This is a genomic window from Streptomyces olivochromogenes (assembly GCF_001514115.1).
GTDB lineage: Bacteria > Actinomycetota > Actinomycetes > Streptomycetales > Streptomycetaceae > Streptomyces > Streptomyces olivochromogenes.
The window spans coordinates 828109-854572 of the sequence record NZ_KQ948451.1; the positions used below are offsets into that span (position 1 = coordinate 828109).

Genomic DNA, 26464 nt, shown 5'->3' on the forward strand with positions numbered 1-26464 from the left:
TCGTCAACGGGGTCGCCTCGACGGGCGTGGCGGGCAAGGACTTCGGCGCCATCACCGTGAAGAAGGGCAGCCCGATCAAGTCCGCGAAGGAACTGGAGGGGAAGAAGGTCGCCGTCAACACGCTGAAGAACATCAACGAGACGGCGGTGCGCGAGTCGGTGCGCAAGGCGGGCGGTGACCCGTCCAAGGTGAAGTTCGTCGAGCTGGCCTTCGATCAGATGCCCGCCGCCCTGGACAGCGGCCAGATCGACGCCGCGATGGTGGTCGAGCCGGCGCTCGCCACCGTCAAGGGCCAGGGCGCCACGGAGATCGCCTCGTCCCTGGTCGACGTCGCCAAGGACCTCACCGTGGCGATGTACTTCACCTCGACGCAGTACGAGCAGAAGAACCCCGACGTGGTGAAGAAGTTCCAGGAGGCGACCGCGGAGTCCCTCGCCTACGCCGACGCCCACCCGGACGAGGTACGCCAGGCCGTCACCACGTACACGAAGATCCCGGCGGCGACACTGGCCCAGGTCACCCTTCCGAAGTGGCCGGCCAAGGCGAACCGTGCGTCGATCGAGGCGCTGGAGAAGCTGGGCGAGCAGGACGGGCTGTTCAAGTCGACGCCCGACCTCGACAAGCTGCTGCCGTGAGGGGTGCGAACGCCGCCCTGGGCGCTGCCGGGCTCGCGGCCTTCCTCGCGCTGGGCGAGGCGGTGCCGCGGCTCGGTCTCGTCAAGGAGGCGTACTTCCCGCCGACCAGCCGCATCGCCGACGCGCTCGGCCAGGAGGTCACCGACCACGCCTTCTGGACGGCGCTCGGCGACACGCTGACCGGCTGGGCGCTGGGCCTGGCGATCGCGGTCGGCGCGGGTGTCGTCGTGGGGCTGCTCGTCTCGGTCGTGCCCCATCTGCGTGAGGCCACCGCCTCGACGATCGAGTTCCTGCGCCCGATCCCCTCCGTCGCCCTGATCCCCCTCGCCGTCCTGCTCTACGGCACCGAACTGCGCTCCGTCCTCCTCCTCGTCGTGTACGCCTCGTTCTGGCAGGTCCTCGTCCAGGTCCTGTACGGCGTCCAGGACGTCGACCCGGTGGCCGAGGAGACGGCCCGCTCGTACGGCCTCGGCCCGTGGGCACGCGTCCGGCACGTCCTGTGGCCCACGGCCCTCCCGTACGTCATGACGGGCGTCCGGCTCGCCGCCGCGGTGGCCCTCATCCTCGCCGTGACCGCCGAACTCGTCATCGGAGCACCGGGGTTGGGCGCGCGGATCGCGGTCGCCGAGACCTCGCAGGCGGTCCCCGACATGTACGCGCTGGTGGTGGTCACCGGACTGCTCGGGCTGCTGATCAACGTGGGCGCCCGTACGGTGGAGCGGCGGGCGCTGGCCTGGCACCAGTCGGTGCGCGGGGAGGTGATGGTGTGAGGCTCTTCCTGCTGCGGCTGTTCTTCGTCGTCGCGTTGCCCGCGCTGCTCGTCGCGCTCTGGTGGCTGGCGTCCGACGGCAGTACGAACGTGTACTGGCCGCCGCTGCGCACGATCCTCAGGACCTTCCCGGACGTCTGGACGAGCGAGCGGCTGCGCTCCGACCTCGTGCCCAGCGTGCTGCGGCTGCTCGCCGGGTACGCGGCGGCGGCCGTCGTGGGCGTGGCGCTGGGCACGGTCATCGGCTCGTACCGGCGGGTGCGGGCAGTGTGCGAGCCGGTCCTGGAGTTTCTGCGCGCGGTACCGCCTCCCGTCCTGGTTCCCGTCATCATGCTGTTCGCCGGCATCGGCGACACGATGAAGATCGCCGTGATCGCGAGCGGCTGTGTCTGGCCGATCCTGCTCAACACGGTCGAGGGCGTGCGGGCGGTCGACTCCGTGATGGCGGAGACGGCGCGTTCGTACGGCATCACGGGCGTGGCCCGGCTGCGCAGCGTGGTCCTGCGCGCGGCGAGCCCGCAGATCTTCGCGGGACTGCGCCAGGCCCTGTCCATCGGGATCATCCTGATGGTCATCAGCGAGATGTTCGCGGCCAGCAACGGCCTCGGCTTCACCATCGTCCAATTCCAGCGGAGCTTCGCGATCCCCGACATGTGGACCGGAATCCTCGTTCTGGGCCTGCTCGGTTTCCTTCTCTCGGTCGTCTTCCAACTGGTCGAGCGCCGGGTGCTCGGCTGGTACCACGGTCTGCGCGCGGTGTCCCGGCGGTCTCCGTGAAGCTCGCGAAAGGGCGGTCCATGCACGCGTCTCTTGTCGTATCCGGCCTGAACAAGGTCTACGAGGGTTCCGGCCGCCGGGTGGAGGCGGTACGGGACCTCACCTTCACCGTCGAGGCGGGCGAACTCGTCTGTCTGGTCGGCCCGTCGGGATGCGGCAAGACCACGCTCCTGAAGTGCATGGGCGGGCTGCTCACGCCGACGGCGGGCGAGGTACGGCTGAACGACCGCCCGGTGAGCGGTCCGCCGCCGGGCATGGCGTTCGTGTTCCAGGAGTACGGACGCAGTCTGTTCCCCTGGATGCGGGTGCGGGAGAACGTCGAACTGCCCCTGAAGCAGAAGCCGTTGAGCAAGGCTCGGCGTCGGGAGCTGGTCATGGACGCGTTGGAGTCGGTCGGGCTCACGGATGCCGCCGGGGCCTACCCGTGGCAGCTGTCCGGCGGGATGCAGCAGCGCGTCGCGATCGCCCGCGCGCTCGCGTACGAGCCCGCCGTCCTGCTGATGGACGAGCCGTTCGCGGCGGTCGACGCGCAGACCCGGGCCGATCTGGAGGACCTGGTGCGGGGCCTGTGGCGGGAACGCGGCATCACCATCCTGTTCGTCACCCACGACATCGACGAGGCCGTGTATCTCGGCGAACGGGTCCTGATCCTCTCCGCCTCCCCCACCGTCGTACAGGAGCAGCTGAAGGTCGATCTCCCGGACGAGCGGGACCAGTTGCACACCCGGGTCGCCCCGCGCTTCGCCGAGCTGCGGACCCATGTGTACGAGCAGATCCAGGCGGCGAAGCGCGGGGGGACCGATGCCGGTCCCCCCGAAAAGACGCTCACCTGAGTGACGCTCAGCCGCGCAGCCAGACCGCCGTGTCCTTCGGCAGTCGCCCCTGTGGGTCCAGGGGGCCGCTGCCGAGGAGGAGCCGGGAGTGGGCGGGGAGGTCGGCGGGGGTGTCGGCGAGGTTCACGACGCACAGCAGCCGCCCCTCCTTCCCGGGCCGGGCGAAGGCGAGTACCCCCTCGGGCGCGGGCAGCCAGGTGAGCGGGCCGTCGCCGAACTCCGGTCTGATCGTCAGGGCCGCGCGGTAGAGGGAGAGCATCGAGCCGGGGTCGGCGGCCTGGAGGTCGGCGGCGTACGCGGACCAGCCGCTCGGCTGCGGCAGCCAGGGCTCGCCGCCGAAGCCCGCGTACGGCGCGTCGGCCGTCCAGGGGAGCGGGACCCGGCAGCCGTCCCGGCCCGGGTCGGTGCCGCCGGAGCGGAAGTGCATCGGGTCCTGGATCCGGTCGCGGGGTATCTCGGCCTCGGGCAGACCCAGCTCCTCGCCCTGGTAGAGGTAGACGGCGCCAGGCAGGGCGAGGGAGAGCAGGGCCCCGGCGCGGGCCCGGCGGGTGCCGAGAGCGAGGTCGGTCGGGGTGCCGAAGGCCTTGGTGGCGAAGTCGAAGCCGGTGTCGGCGCGGCCGTAGCGGGTGACCGTACGGGTCACGTCGTGGTTGCACAGCACCCAGGTGGCGGGCGCGCCGACCGGGGCGTGTTCGGCGAGGGTCTCGTCGATGGACGTCCGCAGGCGTCCCGCGTCCCAGGGGCAGGACAGGAAGGAGAAGTTGAAGGCGGTGTGCAGCTCGTCGGGGCGCAGATAGCGGGCGAAGCGCTCGGTGTCGGGGAGCCAGACCTCGCCGACGAAGATGCCGTCGTAGGCGTCGGCGACCGTGCGCCAGGAGCGGTAGATGTCGTGGAGCTCGTCGCGGTCGACGTACGGATGCGGGTCGCGGCCCTCGACGAAGTCGGGGAGGTCCGGGTCCTTGGCGAGCAGGGCGGCCGAGTCGATGCGGACGCCCGCCACGCCGCGCTCGAACCAGAACCGCAGGATCTCCTCGTGCTCCTGGCGGACGGCCGGGTGCGCCCAGTTGAGGTCGGGCTGCTCGGGGGTGAAGAGGTGGAGGTACCAGGTGCCGTCGGGCAGCCGGGTCCAGACGGGTTCGGTGGAGCCCGCGAACTGGGACGGCCAGTCGTTGGGCGGGAGTTCACCGTGTTCGCCGCGTCCGGGACGGAAGTGGAAGAGCTCGCGTTCGGGTCCCCCGGCCAAGGCGGCCCGGAACCAGGGGTGTTGGTCGGAGACGTGGTTGGGCACGATGTCGACGAGCGTGCGGATGCCCAGCTCCTTCGCCTCGGCGATGAGTTTCTCCGCCTCGGCGAGCGTCCCGAAGGCCGGGTCGATGACACGGTAGTCGGCGACGTCGTAGCCGCCGTCCTTCATCGGGGACAGGTACCAGGGGTTGAACCACAGGGCGTCCACGCCGAGTTCGGCGAGATACGGGAGTTTGGCGCGGACGCCCGCGAGGTCGCCGGTGCCGTCGCCGTCCCCGTCCGCGAAGCTGCGGACGTACACCTGGTAGATGACGGCGGAGCGCCACCAGTTCTGGGCATGGGTGGGCTGTCCCACGGTGCCTGCCTTTCTGTTGCGGGATCGGTGTCAGCCCTTCGTGCTGCCCGCACTGATCCCGGCGATGATGTGCCGCTGGAACACCAGGAACATCAGGACCATGGGGATGCTGGCGATCACCATCGCGGCGATGAGCACGGTCAGCTGGATGTTCTGCGACAGCTGGACGAGGGCCACGCTGATCGGCTGCTTGTCGGTGTCGGAGAAGACCATCAACGGCCAGAGGAAGTCCTGCCAGACGGCGACCAGGGCGAAGATCGACACGACGCCCAGGACGGGGCGGGACATGGGCAGCACGATGGACCAGAGGGTACGCAGCCGTCCGGCGCCGTCGATCTCGGCGGCCTCCAGGACATCGCGCGGGATCTGGTCGAAGAAGCGCTTGAGGAGATAGAGGTTGAAGGCGTTGGCCACGGCGGGCAGCCAGATGCCGAGCGGGTCGTTGAGCAGGCTGGTGTGGATCAGCGGGAGGTCGGCGACGGTCAGGTACTTCGGCACGACCAGCGCCTGCGCCGGGACCATGAGGGTGGCGAGGATGCCGCCGAGGATCACCTTGCCGAAGGCCGGCTTCAGCTTGGAGAGGGCGTACGCGGCGGCCGTGCAGAACACGAGCTGGAGCAGCCAGGCGCCGGCGGCCTGCACCACCGTGTTCCACAGGTGGGTCGGCAGGTCCATCAGGTCCCAGGCGTCGGTGTAGCCGCTGAGATGCCATGCCTTGGGCACGAGGGTCGGCGGGGTCCGCGTCACCTCGTCCGGGGACTTCATCGCGCCGGTCACCATCCAGTAGACCGGGAAGAGGAAGGCGAGGGCGAAGAGCAGGACGACGGCCGTGAAGACGGTCCAGTAGAGGGCCTTGCCGCGGGGGCGGGCGAGGGTGAGCGGGGAGACCAGGGTGCGGGTGCCGCTGCTCATGAGTACTCCTCCCCCGCCGAGCGGGTCAGCCGCAGATAGACCGCGGAGAAGAGACCGAGCAGCACGAGGAGCATGACGCTCAGCGCGCACGCGCCGCCGAAGTCGTTGTAGAGGAACGCGTACTTGTAGATGAGGTAGAGGACGGTGACCGTGGCGTTCTCGGGGCCGCCGCCGGTGATGACGAACGGCTCGGTGAAGACCTGCATCGTGGCGATGATCTGAAGCAGCATCAGCATGAGGACGATGAAGCGGGTCTGCGGGATCGTCACATGCCGGATGCGCTGGAGGATGTTCGCGCCGTCCAGTTCCGCCGCCTCGTACAGCTCCCCCGGGATGCCCTGGAGCGCGGCCAGGTAGATCAGGACCGTGCCGCCCATGTTGGCCCAGGTCGCCACGATGACCAGGGAGATGAGCGCGGTGTCGGCGCCGTTGGACCAGTTCGAGGTGGGCAGGTGCAGAAAGCGCAGCGCCTCGTTGGCGAGGCCCGCTCCGGGATCGTAGAACCACTTCCACAGCAGGGCGCTGACCACCGGCGGGATCATCACCGGCAGGTACACCACGACCCGGAAGAAGGCCTTCGCGTGCCGGAGTTCGTTGAGGACCAGGGCCATCACGAACGGGACGGCGAAGCCGATGAGCAGGGCGAGGAGCGTGAAGGTGAACGTGTTGCGCCAGGCCGCGGTGAACTCCGGGTCGTGGAAGACACGGGTGAAGTTGGCGGTGCCGACCCACTGGGGCGATGAGCCCGGCGTGTACTTCTGGAAGGCGATCACGACCGCGCGGATCGCCGGGTACCAGGAGAACAGCGCGAAGCAGAGCAGGCCGCCGACGAGGAAGGCGTACGCGCGGGACTGGTCGGCCAGGCGCCGGCGCCACGGGCCCCTCGCCCGGCGCCCGGCCGACCGCGGCACCTCCGGCGCGCCGACGGCGGCCGGAGGAAGCACCACGGGCTTCGATGCGGTCTTCATGCGCCTGGTCAGCCCCGGGCCAGGATGGAGTCGATCTTTCCGGAGGCGTCCTTCAGGAGCTGGTCGATGTTCGCGTCCTTCTTGGTGAGGACCGCGGAGACGGCTCCGTCGAGGACCGAGTAGATCTGCTGCGCCTGGGGCGGCTCGATCTTCATCTGCAGGCTCTGGTTGCCGTCCAGGAAGGCCTGGTAGTTCTCCACGGGCACATTGGCGTTGGCCTTCTTGACCTGCTGGTCCTTCGCGTCGGCGGCGCCGGTGAAGAGCCGGGGCTCGGGGAGGCCGACGGGGGCGTTGTTCTGCTTGGCGCGGGCGTAGTCGCCGAGGAAGCCCGCTCCGGGGGTGAGGAACATGTGGTCGAGCCACTTCAGGCCGGCCTTGATCTGCTCGGGGCTGTCCTTCTTGTTGAACATGTAGCCGTCGCCGCCGATGAGCGTGCCCTTGCCGCCGGGCATGGGCGCGAGGGCGAGGTCGTCGTAGTTGCCGCCCTTCTCCTTGACGAGGATCGGGATGTTGTCGGGCGCGGAGAGGTACATGCCGAGCTTGCCGGAGCCCATGAGCTGCTGGACGTCGTTGATGACGAGGAGCTGCTTGCTGCCCATGGAGTTGTCGGTCCAGCGCATGTCGTGCAGGTTCTGCAGGACGGCCTTGCCCTCCGGGGTGTCGACGCTGGCCTTCTTGCCGTCCGGCGTGACGACGTCGCCGCCCTGCGAGTACATCTCGGCGGTGAAGTGCCAGCCGCCCTGGTTCTGGGCGCTGTAGTCGGCGTAGCCGACGGTGCCGCCGCCGAGCGCGGCTATCTTCTTGGCGTCCGCGCGCACTTCTTCCCAGGTCGCCGGGGGCTTGTCGGGGTCGAGACCGGCCTTCTGGAAGAGCTTGCGGTTGTAGATGAGTCCCATCGAGTAGCCGGTGCGCGGCACTCCGTAGACCTTGCCGTCGACGGTGTAGATGTCGCGCAGTTGCTGCTGGATGGTGCCGTAGCTCTTGAGGTCCTTGACGTACGACGTGATGTCGGCGGCCTGGTTGATGTCGACTACGTGCTTGGAGTCGGTGAAGTACGTGTAGAAGACGTCCTCCATCTGGCCGCCGGCGAGCTTGGCGTCGAACGTCTTGGGGTCCTGGCAGGGGAACGCGTCGTGCGCGACGACGTCGATGTCCGGGTTCTGCTTCTCGAACGCCTTGATGTCGGCCTCGAAGAAAGAGCGGTCGACCTTGGCGCTCTTCGGAGGCATGCAGTTGACCGTGATGCGGGTCTTGCCACCCGCGGAGCCGTCGTCGCTGCCACCGCAGGCGGTGGCGGTGAGCGCGAGGGCGGACGCCGTGAGCACTACGAAGGTACGGCGGAACCCGGTACTTCTCATCGGTGGACCCCTTTGGGCAGGAGCGAGGAAGGCCCACGGAGGCACGCCACCTTGATCTGGCGCACCGCCGTGTGCTGGCGCCGCACACTCAAGCACCGCCGACAAGGGTCCGCAAGATGTCGCGCAGAATCTGGAATTATTTGACAGCGGAGTGGATCTCAGGAGCGTGGCGCTTGCGCGGTGGACCCCCGGACCACCAACTCCGGCTCGAACAAAAGTTCTTCGGCGGTGACGCTGCTCCCGCCGATCTGCGCGTTGAGCAGCTCGACGGCCGCCCGGCCCATCGACTCGATGGGCTGGCGGACGGTGGTCAGGGGCGGCTCGGTGCAGTTCATCAGCGCGGAGTCGTCGTAGCCCACGACGGACACCTGTGACGGCACGCCGAGTCCCTTGCGACGGGCGGCGCGTACGACACCGAGGGCGAGCGGGTCGCTGGCGCAGATGAAACCGGTGACCCCGCGGTCGATGAGCCGGGCGGCCGCCGCGTGGCCGCCCTCGATCGAGAACATGGACCGCGCGATGTGCGCGTCGGGCAGCTCGGGGGCGAGCGCACGGGCCGCCGCCAGCTTCCGCGCCGAGGGCATGTGGTCGGCGGGCCCGAGCACCAGACCGATGCGCTCGTGACCGAGCGAGACGAGGTGGCGCCAGGCCTGCTCGACCGCCACGGCGTCGTCGCAGGAGACGCACGGGAAGCCGAGGTGCTCGATGGCCGCGTTGACCAGCACCACCGGGATGTTGCGGTCCGCGAGCTCCCGGTAGTGCTCGTGCGGGGCATCGGCCTGTGCGTACAGTCCGCCCGCGAACACCACGCCGGAGACCTGCTGTTGGAGCAGCAGCTCCACATAGTCCGCCTCGGAGACGCCGCCCTTGGTCTGGGTGCAGAGCACCGGCGTCAGCCCGAGCTGTGCGAGCGCCCCGCCGATCACTTCGGCGAACGCCGGGAAGATCGGGTTCTGCAGCTCGGGCAGGACGAGCCCCACGAGCCGCGCGCGTTCACCGCGCAGCTGGGTGGGCCGCTCGTAGCCGAGCACGTCCAGCGCCGAGAGCACCGCCTGCCGGGTGGAGTCGGAGACGCCGGGCTTCCCGTTGAGCACCCGGCTGACCGTGGCCTCGCTGACCCCGACCTTCTTCGCCACCTGAGCAAGTCGTCGCGTCATGCGCGCAAGAATAGCGCAAGAAATGCAAGCTGCTTGCGTAACACCCACCGGGTCCGGTCGGACCTAGTGGGCCGCCCACAGGCCACGGACATGGCCCAGGTGCCGGGTCATGACCCTCCGTACGGCCTCGGGGTCGCGGTCCACGAGGGCGTCGAGGAGTTCGAGGTGCTCCTCGGCGGAGTCCTGGAGGCGGCCCGCCTCGACCAGGGCGTTGAGGCCGTACAGGCGCGAGCGCTTGCGGAGGTCGCCGACGACCTCGACCAGGTGGGCGTTGCCCGCGAGCGCGAGCAGACCGAGGTGGAAGCGGATGTCCGCCTCGACGTAGGCGATGAGGTCACCGGCCGCCGCCGCGGTCACGATCTCCCGGGCGGCCGGGCGCAGCGCCTCCAGGGAGACCGGGTCCGCGGTGGTGGCCAGCTGCACGGTGGTGGGGATCTCGATCAGCGAGCGGATGTGGGTGTACTCGTCGAGCTGCTTCTCGGAGACCGCGGTGACCCGGAAGCCCTTGTTGGGCACCGTGTCGACGAGACCCTCCTTGGCGAGGTCGAGCATGGCCTCGCGTACCGGTGTCGCCGAGACGCCGAAGCGGGCGGCGAGCGTCGGCGCGGAGTACACCTCGCCGGCCCGTAGCTCGCCCGCGATCAGCGCGGCCCGCAGGGCGTCGGCGACGCGCTCGCGGTAGCTGCTCTTCTTGCCGCCGAGGACGGGCAGGGCGGCGGGAGCGGCGGAGGGTGCGCTGCTGCGCGTGGCGGGCATGGGTCGACTCCTCGTACGGCACGGGGCACTGGTGCAATGTCATGCGGTACCAGTATCGCTAGAGCACGAAACCCGCAGGAAAGGGGTCGGTCGGGTCCAGCAGGTACTGGGCGGTGCCGGTGATCCAGGCGCGGCCGGTGAAGCTGGGCAGCACCGCCGGGATTCCGGCGACCTCGGTCGTGCCGAGCAGTCGTCCCGTGAACTGCGTCCCGATGAAGGACTCGTTCACGAACTCCGTGTGCAGGGGGAGTTCACCGCGGGCGTGCAGTTGCGCCATGCGCGCGCTGGTGCCCGTACCGCAGGGCGAGCGGTCGAACCAGCCGGGGTGGATCGCCATGGCGTGGCGCGAGTGACGGGCGGTGGCGCCGGGCGCGTACAGGTGGACGTGGTGGCAGCCGCGGATGGACGGGTCCTCGGGGTGGACCGGCTCGTCCTCGGCGTTGACGGCCGCCATCAGCGACAGTCCGGCGGCGAGGATCTCCTCCTTTCGTGACCGGTCGAAGGGCAGGCCGAACCGCTCCAGCGGCAGGATGGCGTAGAAGTTGCCGCCGTACGCGAGGTCGTACGTCACCGTCCGGCCGTCGGGCAGGGTGACCTTGCGGTCGAGGCCCGCCGAGAAGGACGGCACGTTCTTGAGCGTGACCGCGCGGGCGGCGCCGTCCTCGACCGCGACCTCGGCGACGACGAGGCCCGCCGGGGTGTCGAGCCGGATCGTGGTGACCGGCTCGACGACCTCGACCATGCCCGTCTCCACCAGGACGGTCGCCACGCCGATGGTGCCGTGCCCGCACATCGGGAGGTAGCCCGACACCTCGATGTAGAGGACGCCGTAGTCGCAGTCCGGGCGGGTGGGCGGCTGGAGGATGGCGCCGCTCATCGCGGAGTGGCCGCGCGGCTCGTTCATCAGAAGCTGCTTGATGTCGTCGCGGTGTTCGCGGAAGTACAGCCGCCGTTCGTTCATGGTCGCGCCGGGGATGGTCCCGATGCCGCCGGTGATCACCCGGGTGGGCATGCCCTCGGTGTGCGAGTCGACGGCGTGCAGGACGAGTCTGCTGCGCATGGGATCTCCGTAACTCCTGCTGTTCGCTGGGAACTTGGCGTATTCGAGGAGCGGCGCTCAGGCGAGACCGGCGGCGAGGGCCTTCTCGGTGGCGGCGCGGACCGTGGCCTCCTGCTCGGGCAGCAGCGGGACGCGCGGTGGACGCACCCGCCCGCCGTGCCGGCCCACGATGTCCATGGACAGCTTGATGGCCTGGACGAACTCGACCTGGGAGTCCCAGCGCAGCAGGGGGTGCAGCCGTCGGTAGAGCAGCCGTGCCGTGTCGAGGTCGCCCTCGACGGCCGCGTGGTACAGCTCTACGCTCGCGGCGGGCAGCGCGTTCGGGTAGCCGGCCACCCAGCCCTTCGCGCCCGCGACGGCCAACTCCAGCAGGACGTCGTCGGCGCCGATCAACAGGTCCAGTTCGGGGGCGAGTTCGGCGATCCGGTAGGCGCGGCGGACGTCGCCCGAGAACTCCTTGACGCCGTGGATGTACCCCTCCGCGTGGAGCTTCGCGAGCAGTTCGGGCACCAGGTCGACCTTGGTGTCGATGGGGTTGTTGTACGCGACGACCGGGATGCCCGCCTCGGCCACCGCCTCGTAGTGGGCGAGGACGGAACGCTCGTCGCCGCGGTAGGCGTTCGGCGGCAGCAGCATCACGGAGCGGCAGCCGGCGTCGCGGGCCTGCTCGGCCCAGCGGCGGGCCTCGGCGGAGCCGTAGGCGGCGACGCCGGGCATCACGCGGGAGCCGCCGATCGCCGACACCGCCGTCTCGACGACCTTGGCGCGCTCCTCGGGCGTGAGTACCTGGTACTCGCCGAGCGAGCCGTTCGGTACAACGCCGTCGCAACCGTTCTCGACGAGCCAGGCGCAGTGCTGCGCGTAGCGGTCGTAGTCGACGGAGAGGTCGTCGTGCAGCGGGAGCGCGGTGGCGACGAGGACGCCGCGCCAGGGACGGTTCTCGGTGGCGGTCATGAGCGGTTCCCTCTCCGTGGTGTGTGACATTTCACTGATGTGCGGTCGTGATGGGGCGGGGCGGTACGAAGGTGGTCAGTCGTCCTCGGGATCCCCGGCCCTCGCCAGCACCCCGAGCGGTACGGGGCGTGCCAACAACCGCCGAGCGGGCGTCTGTTCGCATCCGGCGAGTCCGGCGACGGCGGGCTCGCACATCCGGCCCTGACACCAGCCCATCCCCGCGCGGGTGAGCAGCTTCACGGTCCGTACGTCGCCCGCGCCGAGCTCGTCGACGGCTTTCCTGACCGCACCGGCGGTGACCTCCTCGCAGCGGCAGACGACGGTCTCGTCGGTGACCTGATCCGTCCAGTGCGCGGGTGGCGCGTAGACGGTGTCGAGCGCGGCGAAGAACTCCCGTGCTCTCCTGCGTGACCTGGCGGCGCGCGCCCATGTGTGCGGGTCGGGCCGCGTCCCCGTCAGCCGGGCCGCGGCCGAGCGTCCCGCGATGTGTCCCTCGGCGAGCGACAGCGCCGCGCCGCCGATGCCGGTGGTCTCGCCCGCGGCCCATACGCCCGGCACGTCGGTGCGCTGCTCCTCGTCCACGGCGACGTTCAGGCCGTCGATACGGCAGCCGAGCGACTCGGCGAGGTCGATGTGCGCCAGCATGCCGTGCCCGACGGCGAGCGTGTCGCACGCGATGCGCCGTTCGGTGCCGGGCCCGACCCGTCCGTGGGTGTCGAGCGCGGCGACGGTCACGGCGTCGAGCCGCTGCTCGCCGTGTGCCGCGACGACGGTGTGCCGTGGGAGCACCTTGACGTGGTGTCGCAGGAGTCGGGCGCCGTACCGCACTCCCTCGGCGACCTTCGCGGGGTGTGCGGCCAGTGCCACGGGCCGCCGCAGGAACGCCTTCGGGTCGGCGGACTCGACGAGGGCTGCGACCTCGACCCCCGCGGCGGCGAGCCCGGTCGCCACGGGCAGCAGCAGGGGCCCGGTCCCCGCCACGACCGCCCGCTGCCCGGGGACGACGAGGCCGCCCTTCAGCATGGCCTGCGCACCACCGGCGGTGACGACCCCGGGGAGGGTCCAGCCCGGGAACGGCAACACCTTCTCGTACCCACCGGTGGCGAGGAGCACGGCGTCGGCGCGGACGGTGACGGGCTCCTCCTGGAGGGGGCCGAGCAGCGCGTGCACGACAAGTTCCGCACGTTCCACGGGTTCGACGCACCACACGTGATGGTCCGCCAGATGCCTGATCGTGCCCGCCTCGACCCGCGCGGCCAGTGCGTCCCCAAGGCGCCGCCAGGTCCGCCATCGGTGGTGCAGGGCCTCCGGGCGCCGGGCCCCGAGTCCCGCCGGGGGCCGCCGGTAGAACTGGCCGCCCGCTCCGGCCGCCGAGTCGATCAGCGTGACCCGGACACCGTGCGCCGCGGCGGCCAGGGACGCGGCCAGCCCGGCCGGTCCCGCTCCGATCACCGCGAGGTGCGGTCGTTCAGTCGCCATGGCCCGTCCCCTCCTGCGTACGGATCGTGTCGCCCGCTCGGACCGGCACCAGGCAGGCCCGCTGGTTGGGCCGGTCGTTGACGGTCACCAGGCAGTCGAAGCAGACGCCGATGCCGCAGAAGACGCCGCGCGGGCGGCCCGCGCCGCGGGTGGCGCGCCAGGAGGTGACGCCCGCCGCCCACAGTGCGGCGGCGACGGTCTGCCCGGGCAGGGCCGTGATCTCCCGGCCGTCCAGGGTGACGGTGAACGCGGGACCCGGCTCGGCCCCGACCAGTTCCAGGGGATTCACCCGGCCTCCTTCGGGAAGCGGTCGGGCCGGAACGGCGTGAGGTCCAGGTCGGGCGTCCTGCCCGCGACGACCTGCGCGATCAGCCGCCCGGTGCCGGTGGCGAGGCCGATTCCAGCGCCCTCGTGCCCGCAGGCGTGGAAGAGCCCAGGCACCCGTGGATCGGGGCCGATCGCGGGCAGGTGGTCGGGCATGTACGGCCGGAAACCCAGATACGTCCGCAGGGCCCGTACGTCGGTGAGGAACGGGAACAGCCGGGTCGCCCCGGCCGCCAGCGCCCGTACGGCCGGCAGCGACAACGACCGGTCGAAGCCGACCCGTTCACGACTCGCGCCGATCAGGATCGGTCCCGCCGCGGTGCCCTCCACGACGGGTGAGGTCCCCAGCGCGGCCGAGTCGCTGGCCACGTCGGCGACGTAGTCCGCGGCGTACACCTTGTGCCGCACCCGGCGCGGCAGTGGTTCGGTGACCAGTACGAAGCCGCGTCGGGGCAGAACGGGCAGGAAGACGCCCGCGAGGGCGGCCACTTCGGCGCCCCAGGTGCCGGCCGCGTTGACGACCACCGGGGCGTGCAGGTCACCACGGTCGGTCCGCACGCCGCGTACCGCCCCGTCCGCCGTACGCAGCACCTCGGTCACGGTCCGCCCCGTCAGCAGCCGCGCCCCCGAGGCCCGCACCAGGTGCGCCGCGGCGAGTGCCGGCATCACCTGGGTGTCCTGCGGGTAGTGCACGGCGCCCGTGAGTCCGGGTGCCAAGTGGGGTTCCAGGGTGTGGAGTTGATCGGCGGCGACCGGCACCGCCTCGACCCCGGCGGCTCGTTGTCCCGCCGCGAAGGTCTCCAGCGCGGTGAGCCCCTCGGGCGTGGCGGCCACGACGACGCCCCCTTTGGCCTCGTACTCGAAGGCCTCGCCCAGCTCCTCCGCGAGGTCGGCCCACAGACGCCCCGACAGCAGGGCGAGGTCGAGTTCGGGCCCGGGTTCCTTGTCGGAGACGAGCAGATTGCCCTCACCCGCGCCGGTGGTCCCGCCGGCCACCGGGCCGCGGTCCACCAGAGTGACGTCGAGGCCCGACCGGGCCGCGTACAGCGCGCAGGCCGCGCCGACCATTCCGGCTCCGACGACCACGACATCACAGGTCAGCCGCTCGCTCACACCAGTACTATGTCACATGCTTCTCTGGTCGGGAAGCAGCCGGGAACAGTCCACGGCGTATGTCGGACACGGGAGTTCGCGGGGTGGCCGGCCCGCACCACCCTCCCGCTCCCGTTCACACCCGGCTCCCGGACGCCGTGTCGGCTGACAGCCGCTGGGCCGCGTAGATCGGGAGCACGGAGAGCAGGACGAGCACCGCCGCCACGACGTTCACGACCGGTGCCTGCTGGGGCCGCGTCATGTTGTTGAAGATCCAGATCGGCAGGGTCTCGATGCCGGGCCCGGCGGTGAACGTCGTCACCACGATCTCGTCGAAGGAGAGCGCGAAGGCGAGCAGTCCGCCCGCCAGCAGGGCCGAGCGCACCAGCGGGAAGGTGACGTCGGCGAAGGCCCGGAAGGTGTCCGCACCCAGATCCATCGCCGCTTCCTCGTACGAGCCCGAGGTACGCCGAAGCCTCGCGACGACGTTGTTGAAGACGACCACGATGCAGAAGGTGGCGTGGCCGACGATCACGGTGAACAGGCCGAGACCGACGCCGAGTGGCTCGAGTACCGTACTGAACGCCGAGTTGAGCGCGATGCCCGTGACGATGCCGGGCAGCGCGATCGGCAGGACGACCACGAACGAGATGGCGTCGCGGCCGAAGAACCGGTGCCGGGCCACGGCGAAGGCGACCAGCGTGCCCAGCACCAGGGCGATGGCCGTGGCACCGAGGCCCGCCTTCACCGAGACCCAGAGCGCCGCGCGGGCACCCTCGTTCTCCCAGGCGACCGACCACCAGCGCAAGGTGAGTCCGGACGGCGGCCAGCTCGCGCTGCGGTCCGGGTTGAAGGAGTTGACCAGGACCAGCGCGAGGGGGACGTAGATGAACGCGAAGCCGACCCCGGCGGCGACGCGGAGCGCGATGCGCGCGGAACGGGAGAGTTGCACGGCGGGCTCCTCAGAGACTGCTCAAGGCGCCCGTGCGACGCATCGCGAGCAGGTAGAGCACGATGACGACGACGGGGACCGTGCCGAGCGCGGCGGCCATGGGCAGGTTCAGTTCGATGTTGGAGTAGACGAGATTGCCGATCAGCTGGGTCTTGCCGCCGACGATCTGCACGGTGATGTAGTCCCCGAGGCTGAGCGAGAAGGTGAAGACCGAGCCGGCCGCCACGGACGGCAGCACCATCGGGACCACGACCGAGCGGAAGGTGCGCCCGGCGCGGGCGCCCAGGTCCGCCGAGGCGTCGAGCAGGTTGGCGGGCAGCTGCTCCAGTGCCGTGTGGATCGGCAGGATCATGTACGGCAGCCAGAGGTAGGTCAGCGCGATGATCGTCGCGAACAGTCCGAACCCTGGGCCGCTGAGTCCGAAGGGCTTCAACATCCAGTCGGCGAACCCTCCCTGGGAGAGGATCAGCCGCCAGGCGTACACCTTGACGAGGTAACTCGCCCACAGCGGCGTGAGGATGGCGACCACGAGCAACGGCCGCCACTTGGGCTTGGCGATGCGGGCCGTGTAGAAGGCGACCGGGAAGGCGATCACCGCGGACAGCGCGGTGACGGCGAGCGCCACACCGATGCTGCGCAGGATCACCTGCCGGAAGACGGGCGTCGTGAACAGGGCATGGAAGTTGTCGGTCGACCAGACCTTCACGACCTCGGAGGTGAAGGAGTTGGTCGTCCAGAACGCCGAGACGAACAGCACGGCCAGCGAGCCGAGGTAGAGCACGGCCAGCCACAGCAGCGGCGCGGTGAGCAGCAGGGACAGCCTGAGCCGCGGCCGGCGGTGCAGGGTCCCGGCGAGCCGCCGGACGGGGGACCGTCCGGCGGCCTGCGCGGTGGAGGTCATCGGTTGTCTCTCAGCCCTTGATCTCGGTCCAGGCCTGGACCCACTTCGCGTACGGCACGCACTTCACGTCGGTGCGGCCGTCCAGGCACTGCTCGATGGGCGTGTTCCAGAAGGCGATGTTCTTCCAGTAGGTCTCGTCGGCCGCGTGGAAGGTGTCGCAGAAGGACTTGTCGCTGGTCTCGGCGCACGCCTTGGAGTTGGCCGGGGCCTCACCGAAGTACTCGGCGACCTGGGCGTTCACCTTCGGCGAGATGATCCAGTCCATCCATTTGTAGGCGCAGTTGGGGTGCTTGGCCTTGGCGGAGATCATCCAGGTGTCCGACCAGCCCGTGGAGCCTTCCTTGGGCACGAGGGCCTTCACCTTGGCGCCCTCGTCCTGCGCGAGGTTGGCGATGACCTGCCAGGTGGTGCCGACCACGGAGTCACCGCTCTTGAAGGCGGAGATCTCCTTGAGGTAGTCGCTCCAGTACTCCCCCACGTTCGCACTCTGCTTCTTCAGCAGCGCGACGGCCGCGTCGAACTGCTTCTGGTCCAGCGCGTAGGGGTCCTTGATCTTCAACTCCGGCTTGGTCGCCTTCAGATACAGCGCCGCGTCGGCGATGTAGATCGGCGAGTCGTACGCCGTCACGTGCCCCTTGTACTTCGAGGCGTCGTCGAAGACCGCGGACCAGGAGGTGGGGGCGGGTGTGACCTTCTGGGTGTTGTACATCAGCAGGTTGGCGCCGCGGCCGTGCGGGATGCCGTACATCTTGCCGTCGACGGAGTTCCAGGCCCCGTTCTTCAGGCCGCTGAAGACGTCCTTGTAGTTCGGCACGAGGCTGGTGTTGACCGGGGCCGCGTCGCCGGAGGCTATGAGGCGCAGGGACGCGTCGCCGGACGCGGAGACGGCGTCGTACTGGCCGGTCTTCATCAGCTTGACCATCTCGTCGGAGCTGGCGGCGACCTTGGAGTTGACCTGACAGCCGGTCTGCTTCTCGAAGTCGCCGACCCAGTCGACCTTGGGGTCGTTGGAGCCGTCCTCGACATACCCGGCCCAGGCGACCAGGTTGACCTGGCCCTCGGTCTTGCCCAGCTTCGACTGCGCCTTGAGGTCGGGGGGGTTGAGGCCGGTGGCCGAGGAGGAGCCCGAGTCGGACGATCCGCAGGCGGTCGCGGCGAGGAGCACCGCGACGGCGGCCACGAGTCGCGCCCCGGAGACGAGCGAAGAATGAGGGGCTTGGAGGGTTCGGTTGAGGCGCACGACGTACTCCATACGTGATGGGGGACTGAGCGTGGGGGGCGTCAGCGGGGGGTGGGGACCTTGAAGGTGTGCCGGTGGTGCCACCGGAGCCGGACCCGGGTGCCGCGATAGGCGGCGACGTCCTCGGAGGAGGTCTCCAGGTTCTGCTGGAGCGCGGTCAGCCGTCCGCCCGCGTCGAGGTCCACCAGGAAACGGGTGGCGTCGCCCAGATAGACGACCTCGACGACGGTTCCCGTGGCGGTGGAGTGCTCCGGTTCGTCGGCCTCGGCGGACTCCTTGAGGACCCGGATCTTCTCGGGCCTGATGCTGTAGGTGCCCGAGGCGCCCACCACCTGCTGTGCGGAGTCCCCTTCGAGCAGGTTGGAGGTGCCGACGAAGCCCGCGACGAAGGGGGTGGCGGGGCGTTCGTAGATCTCGGCCGGGGTGCCGACCTGTTCGATGCGGCCCTGGTTGAAGACGGCGATGCGGTCGCTCATCGTCAGGGCCTCCTCCTGGTCGTGGGTGACGAAGACGAAGGTGATGCCGACCTCGCGCTGGATCGCCTTGAGTTCGACCTGCATCTGCTCGCGCAGCTTGAGGTCGAGGGCGCCGAGCGGCTCGTCGAGCAGCAGCACCCGGGGGCGCCCGACGAGGGCGCGGGCGAGTGCGACGCGCTGGCGCTGACCGCCGGAGAGCTGGGAGGGGCGGCGGGCGCCGAAGCCTTCGAGGCGTACGTCCGCGAGCGCTTCGCGGGCCTGTTGGAGCCGCTTGGCCTTGGGCACCTTGCGGACCTTGAGGCCGTACGCGACGTTCTGCTCGACGGTCATGTGCGGGAACAGCGCGTAGTCCTGGAAGACGGTGTGCACGTCCCGCTCGAAGGGGGCCAGCCCGGTGACCTCCTGGCCCGCCAGCTCGATCCGGCCCGCGGTCGGGCTCTCGAAGCCGGCGATCATCCGCAGGACGGTCGTCTTGCCCGAGCCGGACGGGCCGAGCATCGAGAAGAACTCACCGTCGGCGATGTCCAGGTCCACTCCGGCCACGGCGGTCGTCTCACCGAACACCTTCCGCAGGCCCTGGAGCCGGATCGCTGTTGCCTCCATGGGCGGGAACCTTTCTGGTGCACTGGCGCGTTGACCGGAAAGATATGAAGTCATAGTTCAAAGCTCAAGACCCCCTTACAGTAAAGGTTGAGTCAACGCACAAGGTGGTGGCCGTGAAGCAGTACGTGAACAACAACGCCGAGGGTGCCCGCAGAGCCGTTTTCACCCCCGTGGACAACCGGGCCCGGGTGGACACGGTCATCCGCAGGCTCAGCGACGCCATCGAGCTCGGGCTGCTCGCCGACGGGGAGCAGCTGCCCGGCGAGATGGAGCTGGCCGGGCAGCTCGGCGTGTCCACGGTCACCCTGCGCGAGGCCCTGATGGCGCTGCGCCAGCAAGGGCTGGTCACCACCCGCAGAGGGCGCGGCGGCGGCAGCTTCGTCTCCCTCCCCGAGGTCCCCGGCGAGGAGCGGCTCAAGGTGCGGCTGGCCGGCTGGAGCACGGAGGAGCTGCGCGATCTGGGCGACCACTGGGCCGCCCTGTCGGGCGCGGCCGCCCAGCTGGCCGCGGAGCGCACGGAGCCGGGCGACCTGCAGCAACTGCGGCGCACACTGGACGAGTTGGCGTCCGCCGAGGACGCGGCGGCGCGCAGCCGGGTCTACGGCCGGTTTCATGTCGAGCTCGCGGCGGCGGCCCAGTCCGCCCGGCTGACCCGCGAGCAGGTCGCGCTCCAGACGGAAGTGGGGGCGCTGTTGTGTCTCGTGCTCGGGGACGACGCATATCGTGAAGAAGTCGCAGACCGTCACCGCTCCGTAATCTCGGCCGTGCAAGATGGGGCCCACGCATCGGCCAGAGCGCTGGCCGAGCGGTGCGTCCAGGCCTCGACGGCACGGCTCATCGCCGTCCGCCTCGCGATGCCGCGCGCCGCGTCCGGTCCCCGTCCGCTGGAGGGCACCCATGAGCAGGAGCCCCGGTCCGGCCGGCGCCACGGCGACGCTTGACGCGACACCGGAGGCGGCCGTCGCCGCCCAGGTCCGCTCCACCCTTGAGGCCGTGTTCGAGGCGGTTGCCGAGACCCGCGCCGACACCACGGCCCGGCTCACCGGGGTCGCCGCGCAGGGCCGTCGCCCCGCGACCGTCGACCTGGCCGCGCTGCGCCCGGGGCTTCACCTCCGGCTCGCCCGGCAGAAGTTGGTGTCGGGCGTCGGGTTCGTCGCCTCGCCGGGACTGCTGAGTGACGTACCGGCGTGGCTGGAGTGGTGGCAGACCGGCTCCGACGGGGACGTACGGCCGCTGCTGCTCGACCTCGACCCGGCGCACTCCGCGTACTCCGACTACACGCACTGGGACTGGTTCGCCCTCCCCCGTGACACCGGGCAGCGGGCGGTCGCCGGGCCCTATGTGGACTATCTCTGCTCCGACGAGTACAGCCTGACGCTGTCCGCGCCCGTGCAGGTTGAGGGCCGGTTCGTGGGGGTCGCGGCGGCCGACGTGTATCTGCGGCACTTCGAGGCGGCGGTCGTGCCGCTGCTCCAACAACTGCCCGGGGCCGCCCACCTGGTGAACGGGCGCGGGCGGGTGGCCGCGTCCGCCGATCCCGCGCATCTGGCCGGATCGCTCACCAAGGGCCCGGACTTCGGGTCCGTACTGGCGCAGGCACGGACCGCGCGCCACGACGGGATGCGGCTGATCCCGTGCGACGGAGTGCCCCTCGTGCTCGTGGTCCTGGACCCCTGAGCGGGCCCAGACCCCGGACCGCCGAGTGCGCTCACACCACGCGCAGCTCCGCCGCGCCGTTGCGCGTCCTGCGCGGTCCGGCCGCCATGGGCCGCGCCTCGCGCAGGACCAGGGTCATCCGCGTGTATCCCATGTCCTGAAGGGTCTTGGGGGTCTCGCCGACGATCCGGCAGTCCGTGCGGCCCCAGCGGGGATCGGGGTGCACCAGCGGCCGTACGGCGCCGTCGTGCTCGACGGCGACCGGGCCGACGGCGCGGATCCAGTGCGGCAGGCCCTGCCGGTAGGCGGCCTCCATGATCGGGTCCTGGGCGATGTCCCGGCGGATCGACTGGAGTCCGCGGTCCTGACCGTGGCGCTCCACCGCCGCGGCGAAGTGGGCCAGCATCGGCAGGCACCAGCTCGACTCGTGCTCGCCGAGGACCGTGGCCGCGTCCGGGTGAAACAGGACGAACCGGAGGAAGTTGTCACCCGGCATGGCGGTCGGATGGGGGCCCACGCCGCCGAAAAGTGTCTCGAACGCGGCGTTGGACAACACGACGTCCCAGCGGTGGTCGAAGACGACGGACGGGAACGCGACGGCCTCCAGAAGAGCGGCGTAGTCCTGGAGATACGCCTGAGCCTCGAGACTCTCGGGGACAGGTCGCGGCTGGGACCGCTGCCATCCTGCCTGGTACGCCATCGGGAGGTCACCCCTCTTGCCTCTGCGGCCTTCACGCGGCGCCCCGATCCTGCTGCCCCGAGCTCAGCCATGTCAACTATCGTGGCATTTGGCGCTTGTTGACGGCTGATTCGCGCCACAGTTGTGGCGACAGCTGGATGTGAGTTCGAGCGAGCGGCTACTCTCCCGTTGGTCCCTGACCCTTGTGAGAGAGACCTGAGAGACCTGAGCGAGACTGAGAGAGACGTAGGAGATCAGTCGGTGACGGATGGCTTCGAAGTTCCGGGCGCCACGGCGACGGTTCTGCTGCCGGCCGTCGTGGCCCGGGTCACCGCACTCGCCGACCGGCTCGATGTGCAGCACTCCGAGGTTTTCGACGTCCAGCGCCTGTCGGCCGAGTCCGGCGTGCCCCAACCCGTGGTGCGGGCCCTGCTGGGCGGCCGCCCCGCCGGGGAGCCCGATCTCCAGGCCCGCTTCCTCCAGCGCCTGGACCTGTTGCGGCGTACCCGGCTCAAGCCCAATGGGCGCAAATACACCCAACAGGAGATCGCCGACGGCGCCGGAATGTCGCGTCAACAGGCGGGCGCCCTCATCAACGGCGACCGGCGCCCCACCATGGAGCACTGCGACGCCATCCAGCGCTTCTTCCGGGTGCACGCGGGGTTCCTGACGGCCGAGGACTCCGAGGCGCTCGTGGGCGCCCTGCAGCGCTCGGAGCAGGAGCTCCTGCAACAGCTCGCCGACCGCGAGCGCAAGGCGGCCGCGGCCGCCGACGACCCGCTGGAGCGACTGCTCCAGGACCACGGGGTCCGCGGAATCGCCTGGCGGGCCGCGCAGTTGCCCACCGACCAGCACCGCGACAAGGTCGCCGAGTGGCTGGACATGCTCTTGGAGAGCGTCAAGCGGCCCGAGTCGTGATCCGGGGGAGAACTGTGGGCATCGGAAGGGACATGCGCCGCCTGTGCGGCGAGTTGGTCGCGGAGCTCTCGCTCCCGGCACCGGCGGAACCCGGCGAGCTGTACGCCGCCCTGTGCGACGCCATGAGCAGACGCCGCGGCCGTCCCGTCCAGTTCCGTACGGCCGCGTTCCCGCCCGGCACCGCCAGCGGGCTGTGGCTCGACATGGCCGACCAGGACCTCGTCGTCATCGAGGAACGCACCGCCCCCGACCACCAGTTGGTGATCCTCGGCCACGAACTGTGGCACATGAAGGCCGGGCACTGCAGTCACCACGTCGAGGGCGCCGCCGTCGCGGCCCGCTTACTCAGCGACACCGCCGATCTGCAGGCGACCGTCCTGAGGGTCGCCGCGCGCACCCGCTTCGACCTCGCGGACGAGAAGGAGGCCGAGAGCTTCGGTCTGCTGCTCGCCAGCAAGTGCCGTACCTGGCTTGCCGGTTCGCCACTGCGCGGGCCGGTGAGCCGGGACGGTCTGGCCGGCCGCATCGAGGCGTCCCTGGGGTACCGCGGACCGCAGGGCTGAGGCGCCTTCCCGGACATGGACGGATCCAGCTACTACGTCCCGGCCGTCGCCATGGGCGTCGCCCTCGCCGTCAAGGCGCCCACCCTGATCCGCGGCTGGCGCGACCCGCTGCTGCGGTCGGTGGGCGTCCTGCTGGCGCTGGCCTGCCTGGTGTTCCTCTTCGCGGCCCCGCCGACCATCGCCGAGGTCAATGACCTCACCGGTATCCCCAACGTCTCGGCGCCCCTGGTCTACTGCCTGCTGAGCGTCTTCAGCGCGTCCTGTCTGGTGCTGATCATCCACTGGCGCGGCGGACCCCCCGAGGTCACCCGCCGGCTCTCCCGCCGCTGGATCACCGGGTACGGCGTCGTCAGCGTGGCGCTGGTCGTGCTCTACCTGCTCGGGGACTGCCCCGAGGAGCGCCTGCGGGACCTCGACACCTACTACGCGAACACCCCGTTCATCCGCGAGATGATCGTCCTCTACCTCGTGGCGCTGACCGTCGCGGGTGTCGCGATGAACGTCATGTGCTGGCGCTGGGCCCTTCAGGTGGACGGCTGGCTGCGCGCCGGGCTGCTGACGATCGCGGTCGGCTTCCTCTTCAACGTCCCCTACTCGGCGACCAAGTTCGTCGCCGTCGTGGCCCGCTGGAACGGCGCGAACCTGGACGGTCTGAGCACCGACGTGGCCCCTGTACTGGCCTCCGTCGGAGCCCAGGTCAGCGCGGTCGGCTTCCTGCTCCCGCTGGCCTGCCAGCGCATCGGGGACAGCTGGACCACCTGGTCGACGTACCGCAGGCTCGGACCGCTGTGGCGCGAGCTGAGGACGGTCTCGGCGCACGCGGAGCACGCGGTGCGGATCTCCTGGTGGTCCTCCGCCGAACTCCAGGTCACCCAGCGGGAGTCCGACATCCACGACGGCATGCTCAGCCTGTACCCCTACTTCGACTCCGCGGTACGCTCCCTCGCCTACGACGCGGCCGTGACGGCGGGCTCCGAGCCCGCCCAGGCTCAGGCCGAGGCCGACGCGGCGATGGTGACGGCGGCGGTGCGGGCCAGGACGGCCGACCCGGAGGGCAGGGTCATCAGCGCGGCGGAGGCCGCCACCACCCCCGCCGCTTCCGCCGAGGGTCCACGCGACCTCGTACGGATGTCGATGGCCCTGCGTCAGTCACCCGTCGTCGCGGCCGTCCGAGGACGGGCCGCGACCAGGTCAGAGAGCGACTTCCATGAGCAATCCCGCTAGCGCGGCAGCAGGCGACAGAGCTACGGCCCCCCGGCGGGCCGTCGTCATCGGCGCGGGGACGGCCGGTCTGCTGGCCGCCGCCGCCCTGGACCCGTACGCCGAGGTCACCGTCGTCGAGCGCGACGTCCTGCCGAACGGGCCCGCGCCGCGCAAGGGCCTCCCGCAGGCCCGGCACGCCCATCTGCTGTTGTCCGGCGGCGCCCGCGCGATGGAGGAGCTGCTGCCGGGAGTGACCGCCGCCTGGCTCGCCGCGGGCGCCCGCCGGATCCCGATGCCCACCGGATTCGTCTCGCTGACGGCGCGGGGCTGGCTGCGGCGCTGGCCCGAGACGGAGTTCATGATCTCGTGCAGCCGTGATCTGCTCGACTCGGTACTGCGCGACCGGGTCGCCACGAAGGACCGCGTGACCGTCGTGGACGGCACGGAGCTGCTCGGTCTGGAGGGCGACGCCGCCCGGGTGACGGGCGTGCGCGTACGGATGCGCGACGGCGGGCAACGGGTGCTGCCTGCCGACCTGGTGGTGGACGCCTCGGGGCGCGGCTCGCGCTCCACCCTCTGGCTCGACGCGCTGGGTGTCGCGCCGGCGCCGCTGGACGAGGTCGACTCCGGACTCACCTACGCCAGCCGGATCTTCCGGGCACCGGCGGGCACCGAGGACTACCCCGTCGTCGGTGTACAGCCCGACCCGGCGCAGCCTGTACCGGGTCGCTCCGCGACGATCGTGCCCGTCGAGGGCGGACGCTGGCTGGTGACGCTGTCGGGCACCCGCGAGGGACAGCCGACGGACTCCGTCGAGGAGTTCGAGCCGTTCGCGCGCGGCCTGCGGCACCCCGTGGTGGGCGAGCTGATCGCGCACGCCGAGCCGCTGACGGACGTCGCCATCAGTCGCAGCACGATCAACCGGCGGCGCTTCTTCGAGAAGGTCAAGGGCTGGCCGGAGGGGTTCGTCGCGCTCGGCGACGCCGTCGCCACGTACAACCCGGTCTACGGGCACGGCATGTCGGTGGCAGCGCAGGGCGCGCTGGCGCTGCGCGGCGAGCTCGCCGAGCACGGCATCGCGGCGCCGGGGCTCGCGCGGCGGGTGCAGCGGGCGGTGGCCCTTCCGGTGACGATCGCCTGGGAGCTGGCCACGGGCACGGACATCCGCTACCCGGGCGCGATCGGCGAGCAGCCCGGGCTCACGCGGAGGTTGCTGGGGCGCTACGTCGACCGGCTCCTGCGCACGGCGGCGGGACACCCCCTGGCGGCCCGGGCGTTCCTGGCCGTGTTCACCCTCTCCGCTCCCCTGTCCACGCTGGTCGGACCGAAGGTCGCCGTCGCCGTGCTGCGCGGCCCGCGGCGCTCTGCCCTGACCGCCCCGCCCTTCACGACCGAGGAGCGGGAAGCGTTGCTGAGCGTCCCGGAGCCGTCGGGAACGCCGGCGGCGGGCTGAGCGGAGCGCGGGCGTCCGGCGGCGGTGGGTGTCAGGTCGCGCTGCGTTCGCTCGCCTCGCGCAGGTCGCGCTCCACCGCCCGGTTGTGGGCGGTGTCGGGCCGGCCGGCCGTCGTGCCGGGGCGGCCCGCGCGCAGCAGTTCGCGCCAGTGCTCGCGGCTCCAGTCGGCCGGGCTGGTGGTGCTGGTGAAGTCCTCGACAAGGTCGAGGAAACGGGCCGGGTCGCTGTGGAAGGGGAAGTGGCCCGCGCCCTCGAAGATCTCCAGCCGGCTGCCCGGCATGGCCTGGTGCGCGCCGTACGCGTGTCGCACCGGCACCACGCTGTCCCGGTCGCCCCAGAGCAGCATCGTGGGCATGCCCTCGGTCAGATAGCAGCGGTCGAGCATGGTCACCGCCTGCCCGCGCCAGTCGACGACCGCCCGCAGGGTGCGGATGAACGCGCTGCGGGAGGTCGCGTCGGGCAGTGCGTCGACGAGGTTGAGCAACTCCGGCGCGTCCTGGCCCAGATCGGTGTCCAGGAGCCTCATCAGACGCAGGAACAGGCCGACTTGGATGCGCATGCCGGGCAGTCGCAGCGCGGAGAGCATGAGGTGGGCGCCCGGCAGCGAGACGGCCCGCAGTACGGGGTTGACCTCGCCGCCGACGCCGCCCGCGCTGACCAGGATCAGCCGTTCGGTGCGCTCGGGGAACTGGTAGGCGAACTGCATGGCGACACCGCCGCCGAGCGAGTGCCCGACCAGGGTGGCGGACTCGATGTCGAGCGTGGTGAGCAGATCGCGCACCCCGTTGGCGTACGCGGCCACCGAGTAGTCGGCGCGCGGCTTGTCGGAGGAGCCGTGGCCGAGCAGGTCGGGCGCGATCACCGTGTGGGAGCGTGCGAGGTCGGGGATCAGGTCCGCCCAGGTCGCCGAGGAGTCGCCGATGCCGTGGATCAGGACGAGCGCGGGGCCCTCACCGGCCACGCGGTAGGCACGACGGTAGCCGTGCACGACGCGGTGCTGCAGACGCAGCTCCGCGTCACCCACGGAGCGCAGCCGCGGGTTGCGCCGCGCACGCCGAGGCGGTACGTCGACCACGGGCTCACCTCCTGTTCCGGGCCGCCGTGAAGGCGGCTTCCCTGCCGCCGAGAAGGCGCTTCCCGGCTCTT

Annotated in this window: 27 protein-coding genes; 10 read left to right on the forward strand and 17 right to left on the reverse strand. The window is 70.8% G+C overall.

Annotated elements, in window-relative coordinates; all coding sequences use genetic code 11:
• From AQJ27_RS58435 to AQJ27_RS03820, 4 genes are all read left to right on the forward strand, one after another.
• The coding region (locus AQJ27_RS58435; protein ID WP_244313862.1) for an ABC transporter substrate-binding protein at positions 1-635 on the forward strand (635 nt) is incomplete at its 5' end.
• Entirely contained in the window at positions 632-1405 is a 774-nt protein-coding gene (locus AQJ27_RS03810; RefSeq protein WP_067361556.1) for an ABC transporter permease, read from the forward strand. The genes AQJ27_RS58435 and AQJ27_RS03810, both read left to right, overlap by 4 nt.
• Positions 1402-2181 carry an ABC transporter permease gene (locus tag AQJ27_RS03815; RefSeq protein ID WP_067361559.1) on the forward strand — a complete coding sequence of 260 codons (780 nt, stop codon included), beginning with the start codon at positions 1402-1404 and terminating at the stop codon, positions 2179-2181. Before AQJ27_RS03810 ends, AQJ27_RS03815 begins: the two co-directional genes overlap by 4 nt.
• A gap of 20 nt (positions 2182-2201) precedes the next feature.
• Entirely contained in the window at positions 2202-3014 is an 813-nt protein-coding gene (locus tag AQJ27_RS03820; RefSeq protein WP_067361560.1) for an ABC transporter ATP-binding protein, read from the forward strand.
• Positions 3015-3021: 7 nt separating this feature from the next.
• On the opposite strand, the gene AQJ27_RS03825 is transcribed toward AQJ27_RS03820, so the two are convergent.
• The 15 genes from AQJ27_RS03825 to AQJ27_RS03895 form a co-directional block, all read right to left on the reverse strand.
• Positions 3022-4614, reverse strand: a complete 1593-nt coding sequence (locus tag AQJ27_RS03825; protein ID WP_067361562.1) for a glycoside hydrolase family 13 protein — start codon at positions 4612-4614, stop codon at positions 3022-3024.
• Between the two features lie 30 nt (positions 4615-4644).
• Positions 4645-5526 carry a carbohydrate ABC transporter permease gene (locus tag AQJ27_RS03830; protein WP_067361564.1) on the reverse strand — a complete coding sequence of 294 codons (882 nt, stop codon included), beginning with the start codon at positions 5524-5526 and terminating at the stop codon, positions 4645-4647.
• Entirely contained in the window at positions 5523-6494 is a 972-nt protein-coding gene (locus tag AQJ27_RS03835; protein ID WP_235613395.1) for a carbohydrate ABC transporter permease, read from the reverse strand. The genes AQJ27_RS03830 and AQJ27_RS03835 overlap by 4 nt, the downstream gene beginning before the upstream one ends.
• Before the next feature lie 8 nt (positions 6495-6502).
• Positions 6503-7852, reverse strand: coding sequence for an ABC transporter substrate-binding protein (locus AQJ27_RS03840; RefSeq protein WP_067361566.1), 1350 nt, complete (start codon positions 7850-7852; stop codon positions 6503-6505).
• Between the two features lie 158 nt (positions 7853-8010).
• Positions 8011-9009, reverse strand: a complete 999-nt coding sequence (locus AQJ27_RS03845; protein ID WP_201264228.1) for a LacI family DNA-binding transcriptional regulator — start codon at positions 9007-9009, stop codon at positions 8011-8013.
• 63 nt (positions 9010-9072) lie between these two features.
• The gene (locus tag AQJ27_RS03850; RefSeq protein ID WP_067361570.1) at positions 9073-9765 is read right to left on the reverse strand and encodes a GntR family transcriptional regulator; all 693 of its coding nucleotides are present in this window, start codon (positions 9763-9765) and stop codon (positions 9073-9075) included.
• Positions 9766-9823: 58 nt separating this feature from the next.
• Complete coding sequence (locus AQJ27_RS03855; RefSeq protein ID WP_067361573.1) at positions 9824-10825, reverse strand: proline racemase family protein; 1002 nt, start codon at positions 10823-10825, stop codon at positions 9824-9826.
• Between the two features lie 57 nt (positions 10826-10882).
• Positions 10883-11779 (reverse strand): dihydrodipicolinate synthase family protein, encoded by an 897-nt coding sequence (locus AQJ27_RS03860; RefSeq protein WP_067361574.1) that lies wholly within the window; start codon positions 11777-11779, stop codon positions 10883-10885.
• A 75-nt stretch (positions 11780-11854) separates the two neighbouring features.
• On the reverse strand, positions 11855-13258 hold the full coding sequence (locus AQJ27_RS03865; protein ID WP_067361576.1) for an FAD/NAD(P)-dependent oxidoreductase: 1404 nt from the start codon (positions 13256-13258) through the stop codon (positions 11855-11857).
• The gene (locus tag AQJ27_RS03870) at positions 13248-13547 is read right to left on the reverse strand and encodes a (2Fe-2S)-binding protein (RefSeq protein WP_060898511.1); all 300 of its coding nucleotides are present in this window, start codon (positions 13545-13547) and stop codon (positions 13248-13250) included. The genes AQJ27_RS03865 and AQJ27_RS03870 overlap by 11 nt, the downstream gene beginning before the upstream one ends.
• A complete protein-coding gene (locus tag AQJ27_RS03875) occupies positions 13544-14695 on the reverse strand; it encodes an NAD(P)/FAD-dependent oxidoreductase (RefSeq protein WP_067361579.1) in 1152 nt (383 codons plus the stop codon). Before AQJ27_RS03875 ends, AQJ27_RS03870 begins: the two co-directional genes overlap by 4 nt.
• Before the next feature lie 115 nt (positions 14696-14810).
• Entirely contained in the window at positions 14811-15626 is an 816-nt protein-coding gene (locus AQJ27_RS03880; protein WP_067361581.1) for an ABC transporter permease, read from the reverse strand.
• 10 nt (positions 15627-15636) lie between these two features.
• Entirely contained in the window at positions 15637-16527 is an 891-nt protein-coding gene (locus AQJ27_RS03885; RefSeq protein ID WP_067361582.1) for an ABC transporter permease, read from the reverse strand.
• 10 nt (positions 16528-16537) lie between these two features.
• Positions 16538-17767: an ABC transporter substrate-binding protein gene (locus tag AQJ27_RS03890; RefSeq protein ID WP_425275181.1), complete on the reverse strand. Its 1230-nt coding sequence runs from the start codon at positions 17765-17767 to the stop codon at positions 16538-16540.
• A 41-nt stretch (positions 17768-17808) separates the two neighbouring features.
• A complete protein-coding gene (locus AQJ27_RS03895) occupies positions 17809-18846 on the reverse strand; it encodes an ABC transporter ATP-binding protein (protein ID WP_067361585.1) in 1038 nt (345 codons plus the stop codon).
• Between the two features lie 104 nt (positions 18847-18950).
• On the opposite strand from AQJ27_RS03895, the gene AQJ27_RS03900 reads away from it, so the two are divergent.
• The gene (locus AQJ27_RS03900; protein ID WP_425275182.1) at positions 18951-19787 is read left to right on the forward strand and encodes a FadR/GntR family transcriptional regulator; all 837 of its coding nucleotides are present in this window, start codon (positions 18951-18953) and stop codon (positions 19785-19787) included.
• Positions 19744-20523, forward strand: coding sequence for a PDC sensor domain-containing protein (locus AQJ27_RS03905; protein WP_067361588.1), 780 nt, complete (start codon positions 19744-19746; stop codon positions 20521-20523). Before AQJ27_RS03900 ends, AQJ27_RS03905 begins: the two co-directional genes overlap by 44 nt.
• 31 nt (positions 20524-20554) lie before the next feature.
• On the opposite strand, the gene AQJ27_RS03910 is transcribed toward AQJ27_RS03905, so the two are convergent.
• Entirely contained in the window at positions 20555-21202 is a 648-nt protein-coding gene (locus tag AQJ27_RS03910; protein ID WP_067361590.1) for an MmyB family transcriptional regulator, read from the reverse strand.
• Between the two features lie 240 nt (positions 21203-21442).
• On the opposite strand from AQJ27_RS03910, the gene AQJ27_RS03915 reads away from it, so the two are divergent.
• From AQJ27_RS03915 to AQJ27_RS03930, 4 genes are read left to right on the forward strand one after another with little or no spacing between them, the layout of a single operon-like run.
• Positions 21443-22099 (forward strand): helix-turn-helix domain-containing protein, encoded by a 657-nt coding sequence (locus AQJ27_RS03915; RefSeq protein WP_067361592.1) that lies wholly within the window; start codon positions 21443-21445, stop codon positions 22097-22099.
• A gap of 32 nt (positions 22100-22131) precedes the next feature.
• Positions 22132-22662 carry a toxin-antitoxin system, toxin component gene (locus AQJ27_RS03920; RefSeq protein WP_067361594.1) on the forward strand — a complete coding sequence of 177 codons (531 nt, stop codon included), beginning with the start codon at positions 22132-22134 and terminating at the stop codon, positions 22660-22662.
• A gap of 15 nt (positions 22663-22677) precedes the next feature.
• Positions 22678-23886: an MAB_1171c family putative transporter gene (locus tag AQJ27_RS03925; protein WP_067361596.1), complete on the forward strand. Its 1209-nt coding sequence runs from the start codon at positions 22678-22680 to the stop codon at positions 23884-23886.
• Positions 23870-25318, forward strand: a complete 1449-nt coding sequence (locus AQJ27_RS03930; RefSeq protein WP_067361598.1) for an FAD-dependent oxidoreductase — start codon at positions 23870-23872, stop codon at positions 25316-25318. Before AQJ27_RS03925 ends, AQJ27_RS03930 begins: the two co-directional genes overlap by 17 nt.
• Positions 25319-25349: 31 nt before the next feature.
• Here AQJ27_RS03930 and AQJ27_RS03935 read toward each other — a convergent pair whose 3' ends face one another.
• Complete coding sequence (locus AQJ27_RS03935; protein ID WP_067361601.1) at positions 25350-26393, reverse strand: alpha/beta fold hydrolase; 1044 nt, start codon at positions 26391-26393, stop codon at positions 25350-25352.
• Positions 26394-26464 lie beyond the last annotated feature (71 nt).